Below are 21424 nucleotides of genomic sequence, written 5' to 3'. Positions count from 1 at the left end.
GACACGCTACGCGAGAGCTGCGAGGAACGATTATGACGAACGAGGACAAGCTTCGCGATTACCTCAAGCGTGCCGTCGCCGACGCCCGGGACGCCCGTCTGCGGCTGAAGGAGCTCGACGACAAGAATCGGGAGCCCATCGCCATCGTCGGCATGGCGTGCCGTTTTCCCGGAGGTGTCGGCTCCGCCGAGGACCTATGGCGATTAGCCGGCGGGGGCAAGGACGCGATCTCCCCGTTCCCCGCAAACCGCGGCTGGGACCTTGACACCCTTTTCGACTCCGATCCTGAGTCGGCTGGTACCTCCGGCCAGCGCGAGGGCGGGTTCCTATATGACGCTGACCTTTTCGACGCCGCGTTCTTCGGGATATCCCCGCGTGAGGCGCTGGCGATGGACCCGCAGCAGCGCCTGCTGCTGGAAATCTCCTGGGAGGCCATCGAAGGAGCCGGGATCGACCCGGTGACGCTCCGCGGATCCCGTACCGGCGTGTTCGCCGGGCTCATCCATCACGACTACGTGTCTCGCGTGAAAGACATCCCGGACGACCTAACCGGCCTGATGGGCACCGGCAGCGCCGGAAGCGTCGCGTCCGGCCGGATCTCGTACGTGTTCGGGTTCGAGGGCCCGGCTGTGACGGTGGACACGGCCTGCTCGTCATCGCTGGTGGCATTGCACCTCGCCGGCCAGGCTCTGCGCGCCGGCGAGTGCGACATGGCGCTGGCCGGTGGAGTGACGGTGATGTCTACGCCGGCGCCCTTCATCGAGTTCACCCGTCAACGGGGGCTGGCGGCAGACGGGCGCTGCAAGGCGTTCGCGGCGGCGGCGGACGGCACCAACTGGTCCGAGGGGGCCGGAATACTGCTGGTGGAGCGGCTGTCGGATGCCGAGCGGCTGGGACATCGCGTGCTGGCCCTTGTTCGCGGCTCGGCAGTGAACCAGGATGGCGCGAGCAACGGCCTGACGGCGCCGAACGGCCCCTCTCAGCAGCGGGTGATCCGCCGGGCGCTGGCCTTCGCCGGGCTGACCAGCCGCGACGTGGACGTCGTAGAAGCACACGGAACGGGAACCCGGCTGGGGGACCCGATCGAGGCCCAGGCATTGCTCGCCACATACGGGCAGGGGCGCGACCCGGATAAGCCCTTGCTGCTGGGCTCGCTGAAGTCAAATATCGGTCACGCACAGGCCGCCGCGGGAGTGGGCGGCGTGATCAAGATGGTGGAGGCATTGCGGCGGGGCGTTGTGCCCAAGAGCCTGCACATCGACGAACCGTCACCGTACGTGGACTGGTCCGCGGGCGCGATCGAGCTGGCGACCGACGCCAGGCCGTGGCCACAGACGGATCGCCCACGCCGGGCGGGGGTCTCGTCGTTCGGCATGAGCGGGACGAACGCGCATGTCGTGCTCGAGGAAGTCACCGCGCCCGAGGTCGTGGAGTCCACCGAGCCGCCGGTCGTGCCGTGGGTCGTGTCGGCGAAGAGCGCACCGGCGGTGGACGAGCTGGTCGGGCAGCTGCGCAACCGGTCTCTGGACTCGCGGCTGGACGTCGGCATCTCGCTGCTGTCCCGGACGGTGTTCGATCACCGGGCGGTCGTGCTCGGTGAGACGGTCGTGCGCGGCCACGCCGCACTTGGCCGCCTGGGGATGCTGTTCACCGGCCAGGGAAGCCAGTGGACCGGGATGGGCGTGGAACTGTACGAGACGTACCCGGCCTTCGCCGAATGCGTCGACACGATTGAGCGGCTGACGGGCGTGCCGTTGCGCGACGCGATTTTCAGCGATGATCCGCACGCGCTGGATCAGACGGGGATCGCGCAGGTGGCGATCTTCGCGGTCGAGGTCGGGCTGTTCCGGCTCCTGGAGTCGCTGGGGGTACGGCCCGACGCCGTGAGCGGGCATTCCGTCGGCCAGATCGCGGCCGCGCACGCGGCAGGGGTCCTGTCGCTACCGGATGCCTGCACACTGGTGGCGGCCCGGGCCCGGCTCATGCAGGCGCTGCCGCCTGGCGGGGCGATGGCCGCGGTGGAGCTGCCTGAGGACCAGGTCACCGGGGTGCTACCGGCAACGGTGGCAGTAGCGGCGGTCAACGGCTCGTCGTCGGTGGTCATCTCCGGTGCGGCCGGGGCGGTGGATGAGCTGGTGGAGCGCTGGCAGGCCGAGGGCGTACGGGTCAAGCGGCTGACAGTCAGCCACGCGTTCCACTCGCCGCTCATGGATCCGATGCTGGAGGAGTTCGCCGCCGTCGTGCACGGGCTGTCATTCCGTGCCCCGTCCATCGACGGCCTGCCTGACCAGGTAACCGATCCCCGGTACTGGGTGGCGCACGTCCGCGAGCCGGTGCGCTTCAGCGACATGGTGGCCGATCTGCGCGACCGGGGCGTGACCCGGTGGCTGGAGGTGGGGCCAGACGGTGTGCTCACCGCCCTCACCCAGCAGATAGCCGACGAAGACGGCCACGTTTTCTTCCCCGTGATGCGGCGGGGCCGTCCCCAGGTGGAGACCTTCCTCGCCGCGCTGGCCGGGTTGTGGACCCACGGCGTGCCAGTCGGATGGCGGTCGCTGTTCGCCCCCTGGGGCGGCCGCCCCGCCGACGGGGTGCCGGGTTACCCGTTCCAGCGTCAACGCTTCTGGCTGGACGCGGGCGCGGACCGGGCGGCCGTCGGTTCGGCGGGACTCGTCGGCCTTGACCATCCGCTGCTGGCGGCCGCGCTTGATCCCGCAGACACCGACGGCCGGATTCTGACCGGAACGCTATCGCTGACCAGCCACCCATGGCTGGCCGATCACCGGATCGGCGGTGCCGTGCTGCTTCCAGGGACGGCTTTCGTGGAACTGGCGATCCGGGCCGGCGACGCGGTCGGCTGTGACTTCCTCGATGACCTGACCCTGGAGATCCCGCTCGTGCTCCCGGAGCAGGGGCGGATCCAGATCCAGGTCATCGTCTCGGCGCCGGATCAGGAGGGGGACAGGACGGTCGCCGTCCACTCCCGTCCGGCGGACTCCGCCGAGACCTCCGCCTGGACTCGTCACGCCTCCGGCGCGCTGCGTACCGCCCCGGCAGCGACACCGCGGGCGAGCTGGGCGCAGTGGCCGCCCGCAGACGCCACGCCCGTCAGCCTCGACGGGCTGTACGAACGGATGGGGGAGCTCGGTCTGGAGTACGGCCCGGCATTCCGCGCCCTGCGGGCGGCCTGGAGCCACGAGGGCGGGGTCCTCGCCGAGATCCAGCTGGACGAACAGGTACGGCGCGACGCGGCGGGCTACGGCTTGCACCCCGCGGCGCTGGACGCGGCGCTGCACGCGATCGGCATCGGCGGACTGCCTTATGACAGCTCGCAGGCGCGAGTGCCGTTCGCCTGGTCGGATGTCGAGTTGCACACGGCCGGAGTCACCGGCCGTCTCAGGGTCCGGCTCGCGTCCGCCGGTCCCGAGGCGATCTCCCTGTTGATGACCGACGAGCTGGACGTGCCTGTCATCTCGGTGGGCTCCCTGACGACGCGGCCCATCACCGACCAGCAGCCCCTCTCGACGCAGGTCGCCGGCCACGCTCGCATGTTCCGGCTCGCCCACGTGCCGGTTCCGGTCCCGGACGGCGCAGACGTCCCGACGTTCGCGCGTTTCACCAGCGCGGCCGACCTGACCGAGGCGATCGGCGGCGGTTCGGTGTCCCCGGACGCCACGGTGGTGCTCACCATCGGCCCCACCCCGGCGCGGGACATCACTGTGGAACTGCGCAAGTCCACGGCGGCGATGCTCGGGGCATTCCAGGCATGGCTCGCAGGTGATCAGCAGCAGCTGGTGCTGGTGGGGGATGCCCGCGACCTCGTGACGGCGGGAGTGTGGGGACTGGCCCGGTCGGCACAGACGGAGAATCCCGGGCGGATCGTGCTCATCGACACGGACACAACCCTGTCCGACCAGGTTCTCGCCGGCCTTCTCACGGCAGGCGAGCCGCAGCTGACCGTCATCGATGACCAGGTGAGCGCCCCCCGGCTGGAGCGGGTACGGTCCGCGGCACCGTCAGCCGGGCAGGCGGAGGGACGGACGGGCACCATCTTGATCACAGGCGGAACCGGACTGCTCGGCGCCGCGCTCGCCCGCCATCTGGTGGACCGCCACGGCGCCCGCCATCTGCTGCTCACGAGCAGGCGAGGCATTGACGCGCCCGGGGCCCCGGAGCTGGCGGCAGACCTGCGGGCGCTCGGCGCGGACGTGCGGATCGAGGCATGCGACGTGTCGGACCGCCATGCCCTCGCCGGACTGCTGACCACGATCGCGCCGGACCGCCCGCTCCGCTCCGTCATTCACACCGCGGGGGTGCTCAACGACACGCCCATCGGCGGGCTGACCGAGGACCTGCTCGCCACGGTGCTACGCCCGAAGGCCGAGGCGGCCTGGCACCTGCACGAGCTGACCCGCGACGCCGGCCTGGAAGAGTTCGTCGTATATTCCTCCACGGCCGGATTGCTCGGCAGTCCCGGGCAGGCGAACTACGCCGCGGCCAACGCCTTCCTCGACGCCCTCGCGCTGCACCGCCGGTCGGCCGGGCTACCTGCGATCTCGCTCGCGTGGGGGCTCTGGGCCGACGGCGGCATCACCGGCCACCTCGACCGGGAGTCCACCGCCCGAATGGCACGGGGCGGCCTGGCGCCGATGGCGCTGGAGGAGGCCCTCGCCCTCTTCGACTCCGCCTTGCAACGAGCGCGGGACGAAGGTCAGGCACTGCTGGTACCGGCACGCTTCGAGCTGACCGCGCTGGCGGACCTGGCGGAACGCGGAGCACTCGCGGCTCTGCTGCGCGACCTCGTCCCGCGGCGCAGGGCGCCGGCGGGCCGACCCGAGCCGGGGTCGTTCATCGCCCGGCTGGCGGCGCTGCCCCCAGAGCGGCGTGATCGTGAAGTGCTCGATCTGGTCCTCTCGCAGGCGGCACGAGCCTTGGGATTCACCGACTCCAGCCAGATCGGCGCCGAACAGTCCTTCAAGGAGCTAGGGCTCGATTCGCTGATGGCGGTCGAGTTGCGCAACAGCCTGGCCGCGATGACGGGCTTGAGGTTGCCCGCGACGCTCGTGTTCGACCATCCGAGCCCGGCTGAGCTGACCGCCTTCCTCCGGTCCGAGCTGCCCGGCGCCGACCGGCAGCCGGCCGCCACATCGGCCGCGGTGTCGGCCGCGGCGGCGGATGATCCGATCGCGATCGTCGGGATGGCCTGCCGGTATCCGGGAGGCGTCCGGTCGCCGCGGGACCTGTGGCGCCTGGTGGCGGAGGCCCGCGAGGGCATCACCGCGTTCCCGGTCAATCGTGGGTGGGACGTTGAGGGGCTCTATCACCCGGATCCGGACCACCGAGGGACGTCGTACTCGCGAGAGGGCGGGTTCCTGCATGATGCCGGTGAATTCGACGCGGAGTTCTTCGGCATCACGCCGCGTGAGGCGTTGGCGATGGATCCGCAGCAGCGGTTGTTGCTGGAGGTGTCGTGGGAGGCGATCGAGCGGGCGGGCATCGATCCGACCTCGATTCGCGGGTCACGCACCGGCGTGTTCGCCGGGGTGATGTACCACGACTATGCCTCGGGACTCACCGAGCTCCCCGACGAGCTGGAGGGATACATAGGGATAGGCGGGGCGGGGAGCGTGGTCTCCGGCCGGGTGGCGTATTCGCTGGGCCTGGTGGGACCGGCGATCACGGTGGACACCGCGTGTTCGTCGTCGCTGGTGGCGCTGCATCTCGCGAGTCAGGCACTGCGGTCGGGTGAGTGTGACCAGGCGCTGGTCGGTGGGGTGACGGTGATGGCGACGCCGATGACGTTCGTGGAGTTCAGTCGTCAGCGTGGTTTGTCTCCTGATGGTCGGTGTAAGGCGTTCGCGGCGGCGGCTGATGGGACGGGCTGGTCTGAGGGTGTGGGGATGCTGCTGGTGGAGCGGTTGAGTGATGCGCGGCGGTTGGGGCATCGGGTGTTGGCGGTGGTGCGGGGTTCGGCGGTGAATCAGGACGGGGCCTCGAATGGGTTGACGGCGCCGAATGGGCCGTCGCAGCAGCGGGTGATTCGGGCGGCGTTGGCGCAGGCGGGGTTGGCTGAGCGTGATGTCGATGTGGTGGAGGCGCATGGGACGGGCACTCAGTTGGGGGATCCGATTGAGGCGCAGGCGTTGCTGGCGACGTATGGGCAGGGGCGTGATCCGGGGTGTCCGGTGTTGCTGGGGTCGGTGAAGTCGAATATCGGTCATACGCAGGCGGCGTCGGGTGTGGCGGGTGTGATCAAGATGGTGGAGGCGATGGCGCGTGGGGTGGTGCCGGCGTCGTTGCATGTGGATGAGCCGTCGCCGCATGTGGATTGGTCGGCGGGTGCGGTGGAGTTGGTGACCGAGGCGCGTCCGTGGCCGGAGGTGGGTCGGGTGCGGCGGGCGGGGGTGTCATCGTTTGGGATCAGTGGGACGAACGCGCACGTGATCATCGAGCAGGCAGCCCCGCAAGAGACGACCCCGCACGAGACGGCCCCGCAAGAGACGGCCCCGCAAGGGATGCCTCCGGGGGCGGTGGCCGTGGATGCGGCTGGGCCGGTGTCTGTCGGTCCGTCTGTGGTGCCGTTGGTGGTGTCGGGTAAGACGCCGGGCGCGGTGGCGGAGATGGTGGCGCGGGTGCGGTCCTTGCTGTCTTCCTCTGGTGGTGTGTCGTCTGCGGATGTGGGGGCTTCGCTTGCCTCTCGGGCGGTTTTCGCGCATCGGGCGGTGCTGGTGGATGGGGCGGTTGTTGAGGGGACGGCCTCGGCTGGAGAGCTGGCGGTGTTGTTCACCGGTCAGGGCAGTCAGTGGGCGGGGATGGGCCGGGAGCTGTATGCGGGGTTCCCGGTGTTCGCGGAGGCGTTCGACGAGGTGGAGCGGCTGACGGGCCTGCCGTTGCGCGAGGTGGTGTTCACCGCCGATGAGCCGGGTGGTGCGCTGGATCAGACCGGGGTCGCGCAGGTGGCGATCTTCGCGGTTGAGGTGGCGTTGTGGCGGTTGGTGGGGTGGCTGGGGGTGCGGCCGGCGTTGGTGAGTGGTCATTCGGTGGGGTTGGTGGCGGCGGCGTATGCGGCGGGGGTGTTGTCGCTGGCGGATGCGTGTGTGTTGATCACTGCTCGGGCGCGGTTGATGCAGGGGTTGCCGGCGGGCGGGGCGATGGCCGCGGTGGAGCTGCCAGAGGACCAGGTCATCGGGCGGTTGCCGGAGGGTGTGGCGCTGGCGGCGGTCAACGGTCCGTCGTCGGTGGTCATCTCCGGTGGTGAGGGCGCGGTGGATGAGCTGGTGGAGGGCTGGCGGGCCGAGGGGGTGCGGGTCAAGCGGCTGGCGGTGAGTCACGCGTTTCACTCGCCGTTGATGGAGCCGATGCTCGAAGAATTCGCAGCGGTACTGGAGGGGCTGTCGTTTCATGATCCGGACATCGCAGGCCTTCCGCCGCGGGTCAACGAGCCGGAGTTCTGGGTGGCTCACGTACGGGAGCCGGTGCGGTTCGCCGACACGGTCGTGGATTTGCATTCCAGGGGGGTGGGCCGGTGGTTGGAGTTGGGGCCGGACGGGGTGTTGAGCGCGCTGGTTCAGCGGAGCGTTGATCCCGAGGGTCAGGTGTTCGTGCCGGCGATGCGTGCGCGGCGTTCGGAGTCCGTCACCTTGCTCACCGCGTTGGCCACTTTGTGGACGCACGGCACCCCCGTCGATTGGGCAATGCTCCTGCGCGCGCTGGGCGGCCGGTGGGTCGAAGACGTCCCGACCTACCGATTCAAGCGCGAGTGGTTCTGGCTGGAGACCGGCCCTGGCACCGCCGGTCTCGCCGCGGCCGGGCTGGAGCCCGGAGGGCATCCGCTGCTGGGCGCCGCCTCCGCCCTTCCCGACACGGGCGGCCACATCTTCACCGGACGGCTGTCCCGCACCGCTCATCCGTGGCTGGCGGAATACACGGTCATGGACACGGCCGTGCTGCCCCCGTCCGCGCTCCTCGAGCTGGCCATCCACGCCGGCGACGCCGTGGACTGCACGGCGGTGGCGGAGCTCAGCGTCGAGAGCCCGCTGGTGATGCCAGACGCCGGTGCGCTGCGACTCCACATGTGGGTGGGCCCCGCCGACCCCGAGGGCCGCCACCCGCTGGCCATCAGCTCCAGGCCCGAGCCCGGCGAGCCCAACCAGGAGCCGGCGCCGTGGACCCGCCACGCCGTCGGCGTGCTGGCCACGGGCCCAGGGCGGGAAGACACCGCCGCTCCCACCGCTTCCCCCTGGCCGGGGCCGACCGCCGAGCCGGTCGACATCGGGGACTTCTACGGCCGGGCGCTGGATCGCGGGCTCGGTTACGGGGCGGCGTTCCAGGGACTGACCGGTATGTGGAGCTCCGGCGGCGATCTGCTCGCCGAGATCGAGCTTTCGGACGACCGCATCGCCGAGGCAGGCCGGTTCGGCATCCACCCGGCGCTCCTCGATGCCGCTGCGCACGCCGCCTGCCTGGACGACGAGCAGCCACGGCTCCCCACGGCTTGGAGCGGCGTGACGCTGCATGCGTCCGGCGCCACTCGCCTTCGCGTACGGATAACGCCGCTCAGCGCGGACTCCTTCGGGCTCGTCCTGATGGACGACTCAGGCGAGCTCGTCGCCGAGATCGGCGCGCTGACCTTGGGCCCCGTGACGGGATTGCGGCCGCCCGCCCCGCCGGCGGAGTCTCTCTACCGGATCGGCTGGCAGCCTCACGAGCAGGGCGAGGCCGGCACGCGCCTGGAGCGCTGGGCGGTGGCCGGCGCGGACTGGTCAGGGGTCGCGCAGGCCCTGCGCGCCTCGGGAAGGCAGGTCGACGCCTTCGACTCCCTGGCCGCGCTCGCTGCGCCCGCGCCCGAGGCGATCCTGCTCCCATGGCCGCCGGACGACGGCGAGGACGTCATCAGCGGGTTGAAGTCCTCGGTCCGCGATGTCGTTGCCGACCTCCAGCATTACGTCGGCATCTCGGCGGACGGCCAGACCAGGCTTGTCATCCTCACGCGCGGAGCGGTCGCTCCCACGCGACCGCAGGACCTCGCGGCGAGCGCCGTCTGGGGCCTGGTCAAGGCGGCGCAGGCCGAGTTCCCCGGCAGCATCACTCTCATCGACCTGGACGCGGACGAACGCTCCGCAGCGGCGGTGCCCGCGTTGCTGGACGACGTGATCGCAGCGAAGGAACCTCAGCTGGCCGTTCGGGAAGGCACGCCGCTCGTGCCCCGGCTCATCCGCGTACCGCCGGCGGAAGACTCCAGCTCCGTGGGCCAGGCGCTCGGCGACGGGACCGTCCTGGTCACCGGCGGCACCGGGACGTTCGGCTCGCTGATTGCCCGCCATCTGGTCACCCGGCACGGGGTGCGAGACCTGCTGCTCGCCTCACGGCGAGGCCGTGAGGCGCCCGGGGCCGAGGAGCTGGCCGAACAACTGACCCGCGCGGGCGCCAGGGTCGAGTTCGCCGCCTGTGACCTGTCCGACCGGCAGTCTGTCGCCAACCTGCTCGCCGGACGGCGGCTGAGCGCGGTCATCCACGCCGCGGGTACCGTCGATGACGGTGTGATCACGTCGCTCACCGGCCAGCGCGTCGATGGCGTGCTTGCCCCGAAGGCCGTCGCGGCGTGGCACCTGCACGAGTTGACCGCGGACCACGACCTCGCGGCCTTCATCGTGTTCTCCTCGATCGCCGGGGTCCTCGGCAGCCCGGGGCAAGGCAGCGGTGCCGCCGCGAACGCGTGGTGCAACGCCCTCGCCGAGCTCCGTCAAGCCGGCGGGCTGCCCGCGCAGGCCCTGGCCTGGGGGATGTGGACGCCGCAGGAAGGCGAGGGCCACGATCGGCGCCGCCGTGGTGTCCTTGAGGAACTGACCCTTGAAGAGGGTCTGGCTCTTTTCGACGAAGCGGTCCGCGGCACGCGAGATGACGCGGCGGTATACCTGCCCGTCCGGTTGTCGGCGGCGGACATGCGCGCTGACGCGATCGCCGGAATACTGCACCCGGCGCTGCGCGGGTTGATCCGCCTGCCGGCGCGCCGCAAAGTCTCCGGTCGGCCCGGGACGGACGGCGACGCCGGGACGGAACTGCGTTCCCGGCTCGAGGTGGTGCCGCGGCCGGAGCAAGACAAGATCCTGGTCGACCTGGTTCGCGCCGAGGTGGCCACGGCGGGTGGGTTCACGGGCGCCGACGCGGTAGACCCCCTGCGGGGGATCACCGAGATCGGTCTCGACTCCCTGGCCGCCGTGGCACTGCGCAACCGGCTCAGCGCGCTCACCGGCTTGCGGTTGCCCGCCACCCTGGTGTTCGACTATCCGACGTCCGTCGTGATGGCCGGCTACCTGTGGACCGAACTGCTGGGAACCGATGACGCCGTGGTTCAGCCCCTCATGGAGGAGCTTGCGAAGCTCGAAGCGGTCATCGAGCGCGGCATCACCGGCCCGGCGAGCGAACGGGTCGCGGACCGGCTCAGAGCGCTGGTCGCGAAACTCGCCGGCACAGCCACCGATGAACAGCAGGGGCAGTTGATCACGGAAAAACTTGAATCAGCCACCAGCCAAGAGCTCTTTGACTTTATCGACAGCGAATTTGGAGATTCCTGAAATGGAGAACGAAGAGAAGCTGCTCAACTATCTCAAGAAGGTCACCGGGGATCTCCATGAGACTCGGCAGCGGCTGCGGCAGGTAGAGGCATCCAGCCGGGAACCTATCGCCATCGTGGCGATGAGCTGTCGCTATCCAGGAGCCGTCCGCAGTCCGGAGGACCTGTGGCGTCTCGTCCTCGCGGGCGAAGACGCGATCTCCGGATTCCCGGTCAACCGCGGCTGGGACATCGAAGGGATTTACGATCCCGATCCTGACAGCCCGGGCAAGACCTACTCCGTCGAGGGCGGCTTCCTGCACGACGCGGACCGGTTCGACCCCGATTTCTTCGGCATCTCGCCGCGAGAGGCGCTGGCGATGGACCCGCAGCAGCGCCTGCTTCTTGAGACGTCGTGGGAGACTTTCGAGCGGGCCGGCATCGACCCGGTCACGCTCCGCGGCAGCCGCACGGGAGTGTTCGCCGGGGTCGTCTATCACGACTACGCGGTGGGCGCCGACGTGCCTGACGGGCTCGAGGGGTACCTCGGTACCGGCAGCGCGGGAAGCGTCGCATCCGGCCGCATCGCCTACTCGTTCGGTTTCGAAGGACCCGCTGTCACGGTCGACACCGCCTGCTCGTCGTCGCTGGTCGCCCTGCACTTGGCTGTGCAGGCGCTGCGGAACGGCGAATGCGATCTCGCCCTGGCAGGCGGCGTGACCGTGATGGCCACGCCGCGCGCGTTCTTCTACTTCAGTCGCCAGCGCGGGCTTGCGTCCGACGGTCGCTGCAAGGCGTTCTCGGCGGCGGCCGACGGAACGGGCTGGGGCGAAGGGGCCGGGATGCTCCTGGTCGAGCGCCTGTCGGACGCCCAGCGCCTGGGACACCGGGTGCTTGGGCTAGTGCGAGGCTCGGCCGTCAACCAAGACGGTGCCAGCAGCGGCCTGACGACGCCCAACGGGCCTTCGCAACAGCGAGTGATCCGGCAGGCGTTGTCAGCGGCCGGCTTGTCCGCATCGGACATCGACGTCATTGAGGCGCACGGGACCGGCACGTCGCTGGGGGATCCGATAGAGGCCCAGGCCCTGATCGCGACCTACGGGCAGGATCGGGATCCGCAGCGGCCGGTGCTGCTCGGCTCGATCAAGTCGAACATCGGCCACACCCAGGCCGCCGCGGGGGTGGCGGGCGTGATCAAGATGGTGGAGGCGATGCGGCGCGGAACCGTGCCGCGCAGCCTGCACATCGACGAGCCCTCAACCTTCGTGAACTGGGACGGCGGCGCCGTCCGGCTGCTCACAGAGGCACAACCGTGGCCGGAGACCGGCGAGCCCCGTCGCGCCGCGGTGTCGTCCTTCGGCGTCAGCGGTACCAACGCCCACGTGGTGATCGAGGCCTGGCCGGAGACGGAGGCGGCCGCCACTCCAGATCCCGCGTTCCCCGTGCCATGGCCGGTGTCGGCCAAGACTCCCGCGGCCGTGGAGGAGGCGATCCGGAAGGCGCGCGAGTTCGACGGCGCTTCGGCACTGGATGTGGGCGCCTCGCTGGTGTGTCGTTCGGTGTTCGACGAGCGGGCCGTCGTGCTTGGGAAGTCGGTCCTGCGCGGAACGGCGTTGTCCGGACAGCTTGGCATCCTGTTCACCGGACAGGGCAGTCAGTGGGCAGGCATGGGCCGCGAGCTGTACGAACTTTTCCCCGTGTTCGCCGGGTCCGTCGACGACGTGGCGGGGCTGACCGGCCTGCCGTTGCGCGAAGTGCTCTTCGCCACCGAGGACGATGGCTCCCTGGACCGGACCGGGATCGCGCAGGTGGCGATCTTTGCGGTCGGAGTCGCCCTGTTCCGGCTCGTCGAGTCGCTGGGCGTACGGCCGGACGCGGTGAACGGCCATTCGGTGGGCCAGATCACCGCCGCCCACGTGGCAGGGGTGCTGTCGCTGGAAGACGCCTGCGCCCTGGTCGCCGCCCGGGCCCGGCTGATGGAGGCGCTTCCGGCCGGCGGAGCCATGCTGGCCGTCGAACTCGAGGAGAAGGTCGTCGCGAAGACGCTGCCCGAGAGGGTCTCGATCGCGGCGGTCAACGGTCCCTCATCGGTGGTCATCTCGGGCGATGAGGCGGCGGTGTCCGCGCTGGCCGACCGGTGGCGCGCCGACGGCGTACGGGTCAAGGCGCTGAACGTCAGCCACGCCTTCCACTCGCCGCTCATGGATCCGATGCTCGACGACTTCGCCCAGGTCGCGACCGGACTGTCGTTTGACACACCCTCGCTCGCCGGACTGCCGGAAGGGGTCACCGACCCTGCCTACTGGGTGGCGCATGTCCGGGAACCGGTCCGATTCGCCGACATGGTGGCGGACCTGGCCGCCCACGGGGTGACCCGCTGGCTGGAGCTCGGACCGGACGGGGTGCTGACGGCTCTGGCACAGCGGATAGTCGATGACGGAGTGTTCGCGACGGCGATGCGGCGAGGGCGTCCGCAAGCGGAGACGCTGCTGGGCGCGCTGTCCACGCTGTGGACGCATGGCGTCCCGGTTGATTGGAAGCCCCTGTTCGACGCCTGGGGCGGTCGTTTCGCCGACGGGCTGCCGACATATCCCTTCCAGGGAGAGCGCTTCTGGCTTGAGGAAAACCTCCGCTCGGGCGCGGACATCGTCTCTGCCGGGCTCGGAACGGCCGATCATCCGCTGCTGGGCGCCGCGGTGGAACTGGCGGGATCGGACGGGTACCTGCTGTCCGGACGTCTGTCACTCGCGACCCACCCGTGGCTTGCGGAGCACAGGGTCATGGACATGGCCCTGCTCCCCGGCTCCGCATTCATCGAGCTGGCCGTCCGCGCAGGAGACGCGGTGGGCTGCGGTCGTCTGGAAGAACTTACCCTTCAGGCGCCGCTGGTCATCACCGACACCGACGCGATCCAGATCCAGATCGCCGTCGGCGCTCCCGACGACGACAGGGGCCGGAGCCTGACCATCCACTCGCGGCCGGAAGGCACCGGCTCATCCTGGACCCACCACGCTTCCGGCCGGCTGGGGCCTGTCTCGGGCAGCGACCACAAGAACGGCGTCCCCGCTGCCTGGCCCCCGGCCGGTGCTGAGCAGATTGACGTGGATTCGCTGTACGGGGAGATGGCCGACGCAGGGCTGGACTGCGGCCCCGTCTTCCAGGGGCTCGCGGCCGCCTGGCGGCACGGCGAAGACGTTCTCGCCGAGATCCGGCTGCCGGACGAGGCCGTGGCAGAAGCGGGCCGCTTCGGGCTGCACCCAGCGCTGCTGGCCGCGGCCCTGCACGCGATCGGCCTCCTCGACGGCCAGACGAGCCTGCTGCCGTTCGCCTGGTCGGGCGTCGAGCTTCTCGCATCCGGTGCGCCGGCGCTGCGCCTGCGGCTCACCCGCAGGGGCCCGCTGACGTTCGCGCTGGCTGTCACCGACGGCGCGGGCACCCCCGTCGCCGTGATCGAGTCGCTGGTCATGCGGCAGGTCAGCACGGGGGGCACCGGCCTGGTCACCGGAATGCGCGATTCGCTGTTCACTTTGGAGTGGGTCGAGGCCGAGGCGAGCGAGCCGGCCGACCATCGCATCGAGCGGTGCCCGGCAGGTCTCGGGCTCCGCGAGTCGACGGCCTGGGCCTTGGGAGTCGCGCAGGACCACCTCTCGGATCCGGACGCCGGACCGCTGATCGTGGCGACGAGCGGCGCGATCGCCGCGCAGGGCCCGGTGGATCCGGTGATGGCCGCGGTATGGGGGTTGGTGGCAGCCGCGCAGTCGGAGCATCCAGGCCGGTTCGTGCTGGTAGACGGCGAGGTGCCCGCCTCGCTGCCGGCGGGTGAGCCGCAGGTCGCGGTACGCGGTGGACAGCCGCTTGTCCCGCGGCTGGCGCGCGTGGTCGCCTCGTCGGACCTGATCGACCTGGGGCCGGGAACGGTCGTCGTGACCGGCGCCACCGGTGCCGTGGGCAGGATACTGGTCCCCCATCTCGCGGAACGCGGAGTCAGGAACCTGCTGCTGGTGTCGCGGCGCGGCGCGCAAGCGCCCGGAGCCGAGGAACTGCGTGAGGAACTGGGAAGACTCGGAGCGGAAGCCGAATTCGCCGCGTGTGACATCTCCGACCGGGCCGCGCTGGCCGCTGTCCTGGCCGGCCGCGACATCTCTGGCGTGATCCATGCCGCGGGCATCCTCGACGACGGCGTGGTGACCTCGTTGACCCCGGATCGGGTGGCGGCCGTGCTGGCCGCCAAGGCCGACGGCGCCAGGCACCTGCACGAGCTGACGGCTGACCTGAACCTGTCCGCCTTCGTCCTCTTCTCCTCGGCCGCCGGCGTGCTCGGACGCCCGGGACAGGCGGCCTATGCCGCGGCGAACCGCTACCTGGACGCGCTGGCCCAGCAACGGAAGGAACAGGGCCTGCCCGCGGTCTCGCTGGCCTGGGGACCCTGGGATCTCGACAGCGAGATGACCCGAGGGCTCACCGGCGCGGATCGCGCACGTATCGCCCGCTCGTCCGGCATGCTGCCGCTCGCCGCCGACGACGGCCTGGCGTTGTTCCCCATCGCGGCCGGGCTCGGCCAGTCGCTGGTCATCCCGGCACGGCTGGACCTTCAGGCGCTCCGCGATACCGATCCCTCTGTTGTGGAGCCGCTCATGCGCGGCCTCGTCCGGCCGACCCGCCGGCGGGCGCTCGCCGGCGGGTCGCTGGCCGAGCGGCTCGCCCAGCTCACCGAAGAGGAGCGGACCGCCGAGCTCCTGGACCTCGTCCGTGCCCAGGTCGCGGAGGTTCTCGACCATCCCTCACCCAAGAAGATCCCCCTCGACCGGGCGTTCCAGGAGCTGGGGTTCGACTCTCTGACGGCCGTCGAGTTGCGCAACAACCTCAACACCGCGACAGGTCTGCGCCTTCCGGCGACGCTCATCTTCGACTATCCGACCCCGACCGCACTCGGCGACTTCCTCGCGGTCGAGCTAGGAGTCTCCGGCGCGGCCGAGGACCAAATGGCGGGCATCCGGCTCGTCTCCACCGACGACGACCCGATCGTCATAGTCGGGATGGCCTGCCGCTATCCCGGAGACGTGCGATCGCCGGCGGAGCTCTGGGACCTCGTGATCAGCGGAGCGGACGCGATCACCAGTTTCCCGACGAATCGTGGATGGGATATCGCCGGCCTCTACGACCCGGACCCGAACCAGTCAGGCAAGACCTACTCCATCGAAGGAGGCTTCCTGCACGACGCCGACTTGTTTGATCCGGCGTTCTTCGGCATCTCGGCTCGTGAGGCGCTGGCAATGGATCCGCAGCAGCGGCTCATGCTCGAAGTGACCTGGGAGGCGTTCGAGCAGGCGGGGATCGACCCGATCGCCATGAAGGGCAGCCGGACAGGCGTGTTCGCCGGCCTCGTCTACCACGACTACGCCACCGGCTTCCTGGAGCACACCGAAGGCATTGAGGGATACCGCCTCTCCGGCACCGCCGGGAGCATCGCCTCGGGGCGCGTCAGCTACGTGCTCGGCTTCGAAGGCCCGGCCATTACCGTCGACACGGCGTGCTCGTCGTCGCTGGTGACCTTGCACCTGGCGGCACAGGCGCTTCGATCCGGTGAATGCGATATGGCGGCGGCGGGCGGCGTCACCGTCATGTGCACGCCCTCGGCGTTCGTGGAGTTCAGCCGTCAGCGGGGGCTGGCCGCGGACGGGCGCTGCAAGGCGTTCGGCGCGGCAGCCGACGGTACAGGCTGGGGTGAGGGCATCGGGATGGTCCTGATGGAGCGGCGGTCGGATGCCGAGCGGCTTGGCCATCCGGTCCTCGCGGTGCTGCGCGGCTCGGCCGTCAACCAGGACGGCGCGAGCAACGGACTGACTGCGCCCAACGGCCCTTCGCAGCAGCGGGTCATCCGCCAGGCGCTCGCCCAGGCGGGGCTGCGGACGGCCGAGGTCGACGTGATCGAGGCCCACGGGACCGGCACGCAGCTGGGAGACCCGATCGAGGCGCAGGCGCTGCTGGCAACGTACGGGCAGGGCCGAGACGACGGCCAGGCCGCGCTGCTGGGCTCGATCAAGTCGAACATCGGCCACACGCAGGCTGCCGCCGGCGTCGGCGGAGTGATCAAGATGGTGGAGGCGATGCGGCGGGGAGTGGTCCCGAAGACCCTGCATGCCGACGAGCCATCCCCCTACATCGACTGGGACGCCGGAGCCGTGGAGCTCGTCACCGAGACGCGGTCCTGGCCGGAGACCGGACGGCCACGGCGATCGGCGGTCTCGTCGTTCGGCGTGAGCGGGACGAATGCCCATGTGATCCTGGAAGGGGTTCCGCCGGAGGAAGCTCCCGAGGCGGCCGGGACTCACGACACGGTGCCGTGGGTGATATCGGGGAAGACGCGGGAAGCCGCCGAGGAGCTGGTCGAACGGCTGCGCGCGTTCGACGGTGCCTCCGCCCTGGATGTCGGCGCGTCCCTCGCCAGACGGCCGGCGTTCGATCATCGCGCCGTGATGGTCAACGACACCGTCATCCACGGTACGGAGGCCGCGGGCTCGCTCGGCGTCCTGTTCACCGGCCAGGGCAGCCAGTGGGCCGGGATGGGCCGTGAGCTCTACGACTCCTTCCCCGTATTCGCCGACTCCTTCGACGCGGTGAGGAATCTCACCGGCCTGCCCCTGACCGACATCGCCTTCGCGGCGGATGGCGGCGACGGGACGCTGGACCGAACCGGGACCGCGCAGGTGGCGATCTTCGCCGTCGAGGTGGCACTGTTCCGGCTCGCCGAGTGGTTGGGGGTCCGGCCCGACGCGGTCGCGGGCCATTCCGTCGGCCAGATCGCGGCCGCCCACGTGGCGGGGGTGTTCTCGCTGGAAGACGCGTGCACGCTGGTGGCGTCACGCGCCCGGCTCATGCAGGCTCTTCCGGCCGGAGGGGCTATGGCCGCGGTGGAACTGCCGGAACCGGAAGTAACAGCGGCGCTGCCCGACGGGGTGGCGGTCGCGGCGGTCAACGGCCCCTCGTCGGTCGTGATATCCGGAGACGAGGCAGAAGTTCTCCGGCTGGCCGAACAGTGGCGAGCCGCGGGCGTACGCGTCAAGCGGCTTCAGGTCAGCCACGCGTTCCACTCGCCGCTGATGGAACCCATGCTGGCTGAGTTCGAAGAGGTAGTGCGCACATTGTCGCTACGGGAGCCGGGACTGCCCGGGCTGCCGAAAGAGGTGGCCGATCCCGAGTATTGGGTGCGGCACGTCAGGGAGCCGGTCCGGTTCGCCGACATGGTCGGCGCATTGCGGGAGCAGGGCGTGGACCGGTGGTTGGAGATCGGCCCCGACGGAGTCCTGACCGCGCTCGCGCAGCGGATCATCGACTCCGACGACCATGTGTTCGTCGCCGCCATGCGACCGGGACGGCCGCAAGCGGACACCTTCCTGACCGCCCTTGGGGCGCTGTGGACCGTCGGTGTTCGCGTTGACTGGCCCGCGCTGTTCCAGCTCTGGCGCGGTCACCATGTCGACAATCTGCCTACGTATCCGTTCCAGCACCAGCGCTTCTGGCTGGCATCCAGTCCTGGCGGTCCGGCGAATGTCGCCGCGGCGGGCCTGCGCGCCGCCGGCCATCCGTTCCTTGGTGCTTCGGTCGAGCTCGCGGGCTCCGACGGCTTCCTGCTCACCGGATGTCTGTCCTTGCAGACCCATGCCTGGCTTGCCGATCACGCCGTGATCGGCACGGTCGTGCTTCCCGGCACCGCTTTCATCGAGATGTTCGTCGCGGCGGGAGACGCCGTCGGCAGTTCCAGGCTGGAGGAGATGACCATTGAGGCTCCGCTGGCGCTGCCGGACGGTGCCTCCGTGCAGATCCAGCTCGCCATCGGCGATGCCGAGGACGGCGGCCGCCGCACCGCGAGCCTGTTCTCCCGCATCGACGACGCGCCGTGGGTGCGTCACGCGACCGGCGTCCTGGCCGAATCCGCAGCGCTCGCCGATCCGGGCTTCAGCCAGTGGCCCGTCGTCGGCGCCGAGGCGATCGAGGTGGAAGGCCTCTACGAAGGCCTGGCTATGGCGGGGCTGGAGTACGGCCCGGTCTTCCAGGGACTGCGCGCCGCGTGGCGCCTGGGCGATGAGGTGCTGGCCGAGATCCGGCTGCCCGACAAGGCGCTTGAGGAAGCCGGCCAGTTCGGCCTTCACCCCGCCCTTCTTGACGCCGCGCTGCACTCCATCGGGCTGAGCGGCGCGGTGCAGGAAGACCGCCAGGCGCTGATCCCGTTCGCGTGGTCCGGCGTCGAGCTGCACGCGTCCGGGGCATCCGTGCTGCGGGTACGCCTCACGCCTACGGGAGCCAACGAGTTCCGGCTGACGGCGGCTGACGGCTCGGGATCTCCCGTGGTGTCCGTGGACTCATTGGTGCTGCGGCCGGTCTCCCGGGAGCAGATGGCCGCGTCGGCACCGACCGTGGCACCGGACTCGATGTTCACCCTTGACTGGGTCGCCGCCGAATCGGTGCCGGTCGAAGGCGTCAGCCGGCCAGAGTACGCCTGGTCGACCGCGGAGGTCCCGCAGGGTGTGGGGCCGCATGAGGCGGCGGCGTGGACGCTGCGCCTGGTCCGGGCTCACCTGGACGATCCGGACGCCGGGTTGCTGGTAGTGGTGACACGCGGCGGCACGCCCGCAGCGGGCCCGGCTGATCCGGTGATGGCGGCGGCATGGGGTCTGGTGGCGTCGGCGCAGGCCGAGCATCCCGGACGCCTGGCGCTGGTGGACATCGAGGCGGGAGCAGACACGGAGAGTGCGGTCAGGGCGGGCGTCGCGGCGGGAGAGCCGCAGGCGGCGGTGCGCGGCGGCCAGGTCTTCGTGCCGAGGCTGATCCGCTACTCGGTTCCGGCCCAGGACGAGCCGCCGCGCCTCAGCGGCCGCACGGTCCTGATAACCGGCGCGACCGGCGCGATCGGGACCTTGCTCGCCCGCCATCTGGTCCGCGCCCACGGTGTGGATGACCTTCTGCTGGTCTCACGACGCGGGCGAGAGGCGCCCGGCGCCGCTGATCTCGCTGTGGAGCTCGAACAGGATGGGGCGCGAGTCGAGATCGCGGCATGCGATGTAGCGGACCGGGCGTCGCTGGCGGCGTTGCTGGCGGGCCGCCACCTATCGGCGGTGATCCATGCCGCCGGAATACTCGACGACGGCGTAGTGAGCGGCCTGACGGAGGAGAGGCTGGCAGGAGTTATGCGGCCCAAGGTAGACGCCGCGTGGCACCTGCACGAGCTGACGGCAGACATGGACCTGTCCGCCTTTGTCGTCTTCTCCTCCGCGGCCAGTGTATTCGGTCCGCCGGGACAGGCCGCTTATACGGCCGCCAACCGCTACCTGAACGCGCTCGCGGAACTCCGCCGGACGCAAGGCCTTCCTGGCCTCTCGCTGGCCTGGGGCCCATGGGACCTGGACACGTCGATGACGGGAGGCCTGGGCGAGGCGGACCGGGCCCGCCTGGCGCGCGCCGGGATGCCGCCGCTGAGCGGCCCGGACGGCATCGCGCTGTTCGATGCGGCCCTTGCCTCTGATCAGCCGCTCCTCATCACCGCACGGCTGGATCTTCGGGCACTGAATGGTGTGGAGATCACGATGATTCCGCCCCTGATGCGTGGACTGGTGACGTCCGCCCGGCGGCGCACCGCCTCGGCGGGCAAGACCGAAGTTTCGCTGATCGGCCGCCTGGCCGGCATGCCGGCCGGAGAGCGAGCCGAGCTGCTGCGCGATGTCGTGCGCGCGCAGATCGGAGAGGTGCTCGGCCATCTCGCACCCGAGACGATCTCGCCGGACCAGGCGTTTCAGGAGCTGGGTTTTGACTCGCTCACCGCGATCGAGCTTCGGAACAGGCTGAACATGACTACCGGCCTGCGGCTCCCTGCCACGCTCGTTTTCGATCACGCGAGCCTCGCGGCCCTGGCTGATTTCGTCGACGCGCAGATCGGCGAGGCACCGGCTGGAGGAGCCGTGGGAACCACCGCTCAGCAGGGATCGGGCCTGCTGACCGAACTGTTCCGGAACGCCTTCAAGACGGGCAGGCTCAAGGAGGCCACCGAGATGATCGTTGCCGCCGCGCGACTGCGGCCGAGATTTACCGTCGCGGCCGAGCTGGAACGGCGCCCGGAGCCGGTGTGGTTCGCCTCGGGGGCGGACGGTCCGCTCGTCGTGTGCGTGCCGGCCTTCAGCGCGATCTCCGGAGTGCACGAGTACGCCCGGTTCGGGATGGCGCTGCAGGGACGCAGGAGCGTTGTCACGCTCGCACACCCCGGATTTTTCCCTGGCGAGCCCGTTCCCGAGTCGGTCGAGGCGCTGGCAGGACTCCATGCCGAAGCGGTTATGGAGCTGGCCGGTGATGCCCCGGTCGTTCTCGTCGGCCGCTCCGCCGGCGGCTGGGTCGCCCATGCCATCGCGGAGATCATCGAGGGGACGGGCGTGAGGCTGGCAGGCGTGGTGCTGATCGACACCCCGCCTGATGGCGGTGACCTGAATTCCTATGAGGCCATGGCCGATGGGATGATCGAGCGAGACGGCATGTTCGTCACCGTCGATGATCACGGCCTGACCAACATGGGCGCCTACTCCCAGCTCTTCGCCGACTGGAAGGCGCGGCCGATCGCCGCGCCCACGCTGTTGGTGCGGGCGGCCGGCGTGCACACCGATGGGACGGGCACGATCTCCAGATGGGATCTGCCTCATGAGAGCGTTGAGGTACCGGGCAATCACTTCACCATGCTCGAGGAGCATTCGGCGTCTACCGCGGAGGCGGTCGAGACGTGGGTGGCCGCCGTGACGCCGCGCGTCACGGCGGACGCGGCGGAGGGATGAACGAGCGGAAACGGCCGCGCCGCGCCACGGTTCGCCGTGGCGCGGCGCGGCCGCGGGAGAT

At 70.4% G+C, this 21424-nt stretch carries 2 protein-coding genes; both read left to right on the top strand.

Features of this window, described 5'->3' with window-relative positions; all coding sequences use genetic code 11:
• Window positions 1-32: 32 nt before the first annotated feature.
• Window positions 33-10574, top strand: coding sequence for a type I polyketide synthase (locus DKM19_RS25870; RefSeq protein ID WP_110698988.1), 10542 nt, complete (start codon window positions 33-35; stop codon window positions 10572-10574).
• 1 nt (window position 10575) lies between these two features.
• Window positions 10576-21363, top strand: coding sequence for a type I polyketide synthase (locus DKM19_RS51950; RefSeq protein ID WP_110698987.1), 10788 nt, complete (start codon window positions 10576-10578; stop codon window positions 21361-21363).
• Window positions 21364-21424: the final 61 nt, after the last annotated feature.

It is taken from the genome of Streptosporangium sp. 'caverna' (assembly GCF_003203775.1).
Taxonomy (GTDB): Bacteria; Actinomycetota; Actinomycetes; order Streptosporangiales; family Streptosporangiaceae; genus Streptosporangium; species Streptosporangium subroseum.
This window is presented reverse-complemented; position numbering and strand designations above follow the sequence as displayed.

What these genes read in the sequence shown, in the direction of transcription:
- DKM19_RS25870 (WP_110698988.1), top strand. Translation starts at nt 33, where the DNA reads ATGACGAACGAGGACAAGCTTCGCGATTACCTCAAGCGTGCCGTCGCC.
- DKM19_RS51950 (WP_110698987.1), top strand. Translation starts at nt 10,576, where the DNA reads ATGGAGAACGAAGAGAAGCTGCTCAACTATCTCAAGAAGGTCACCGGG.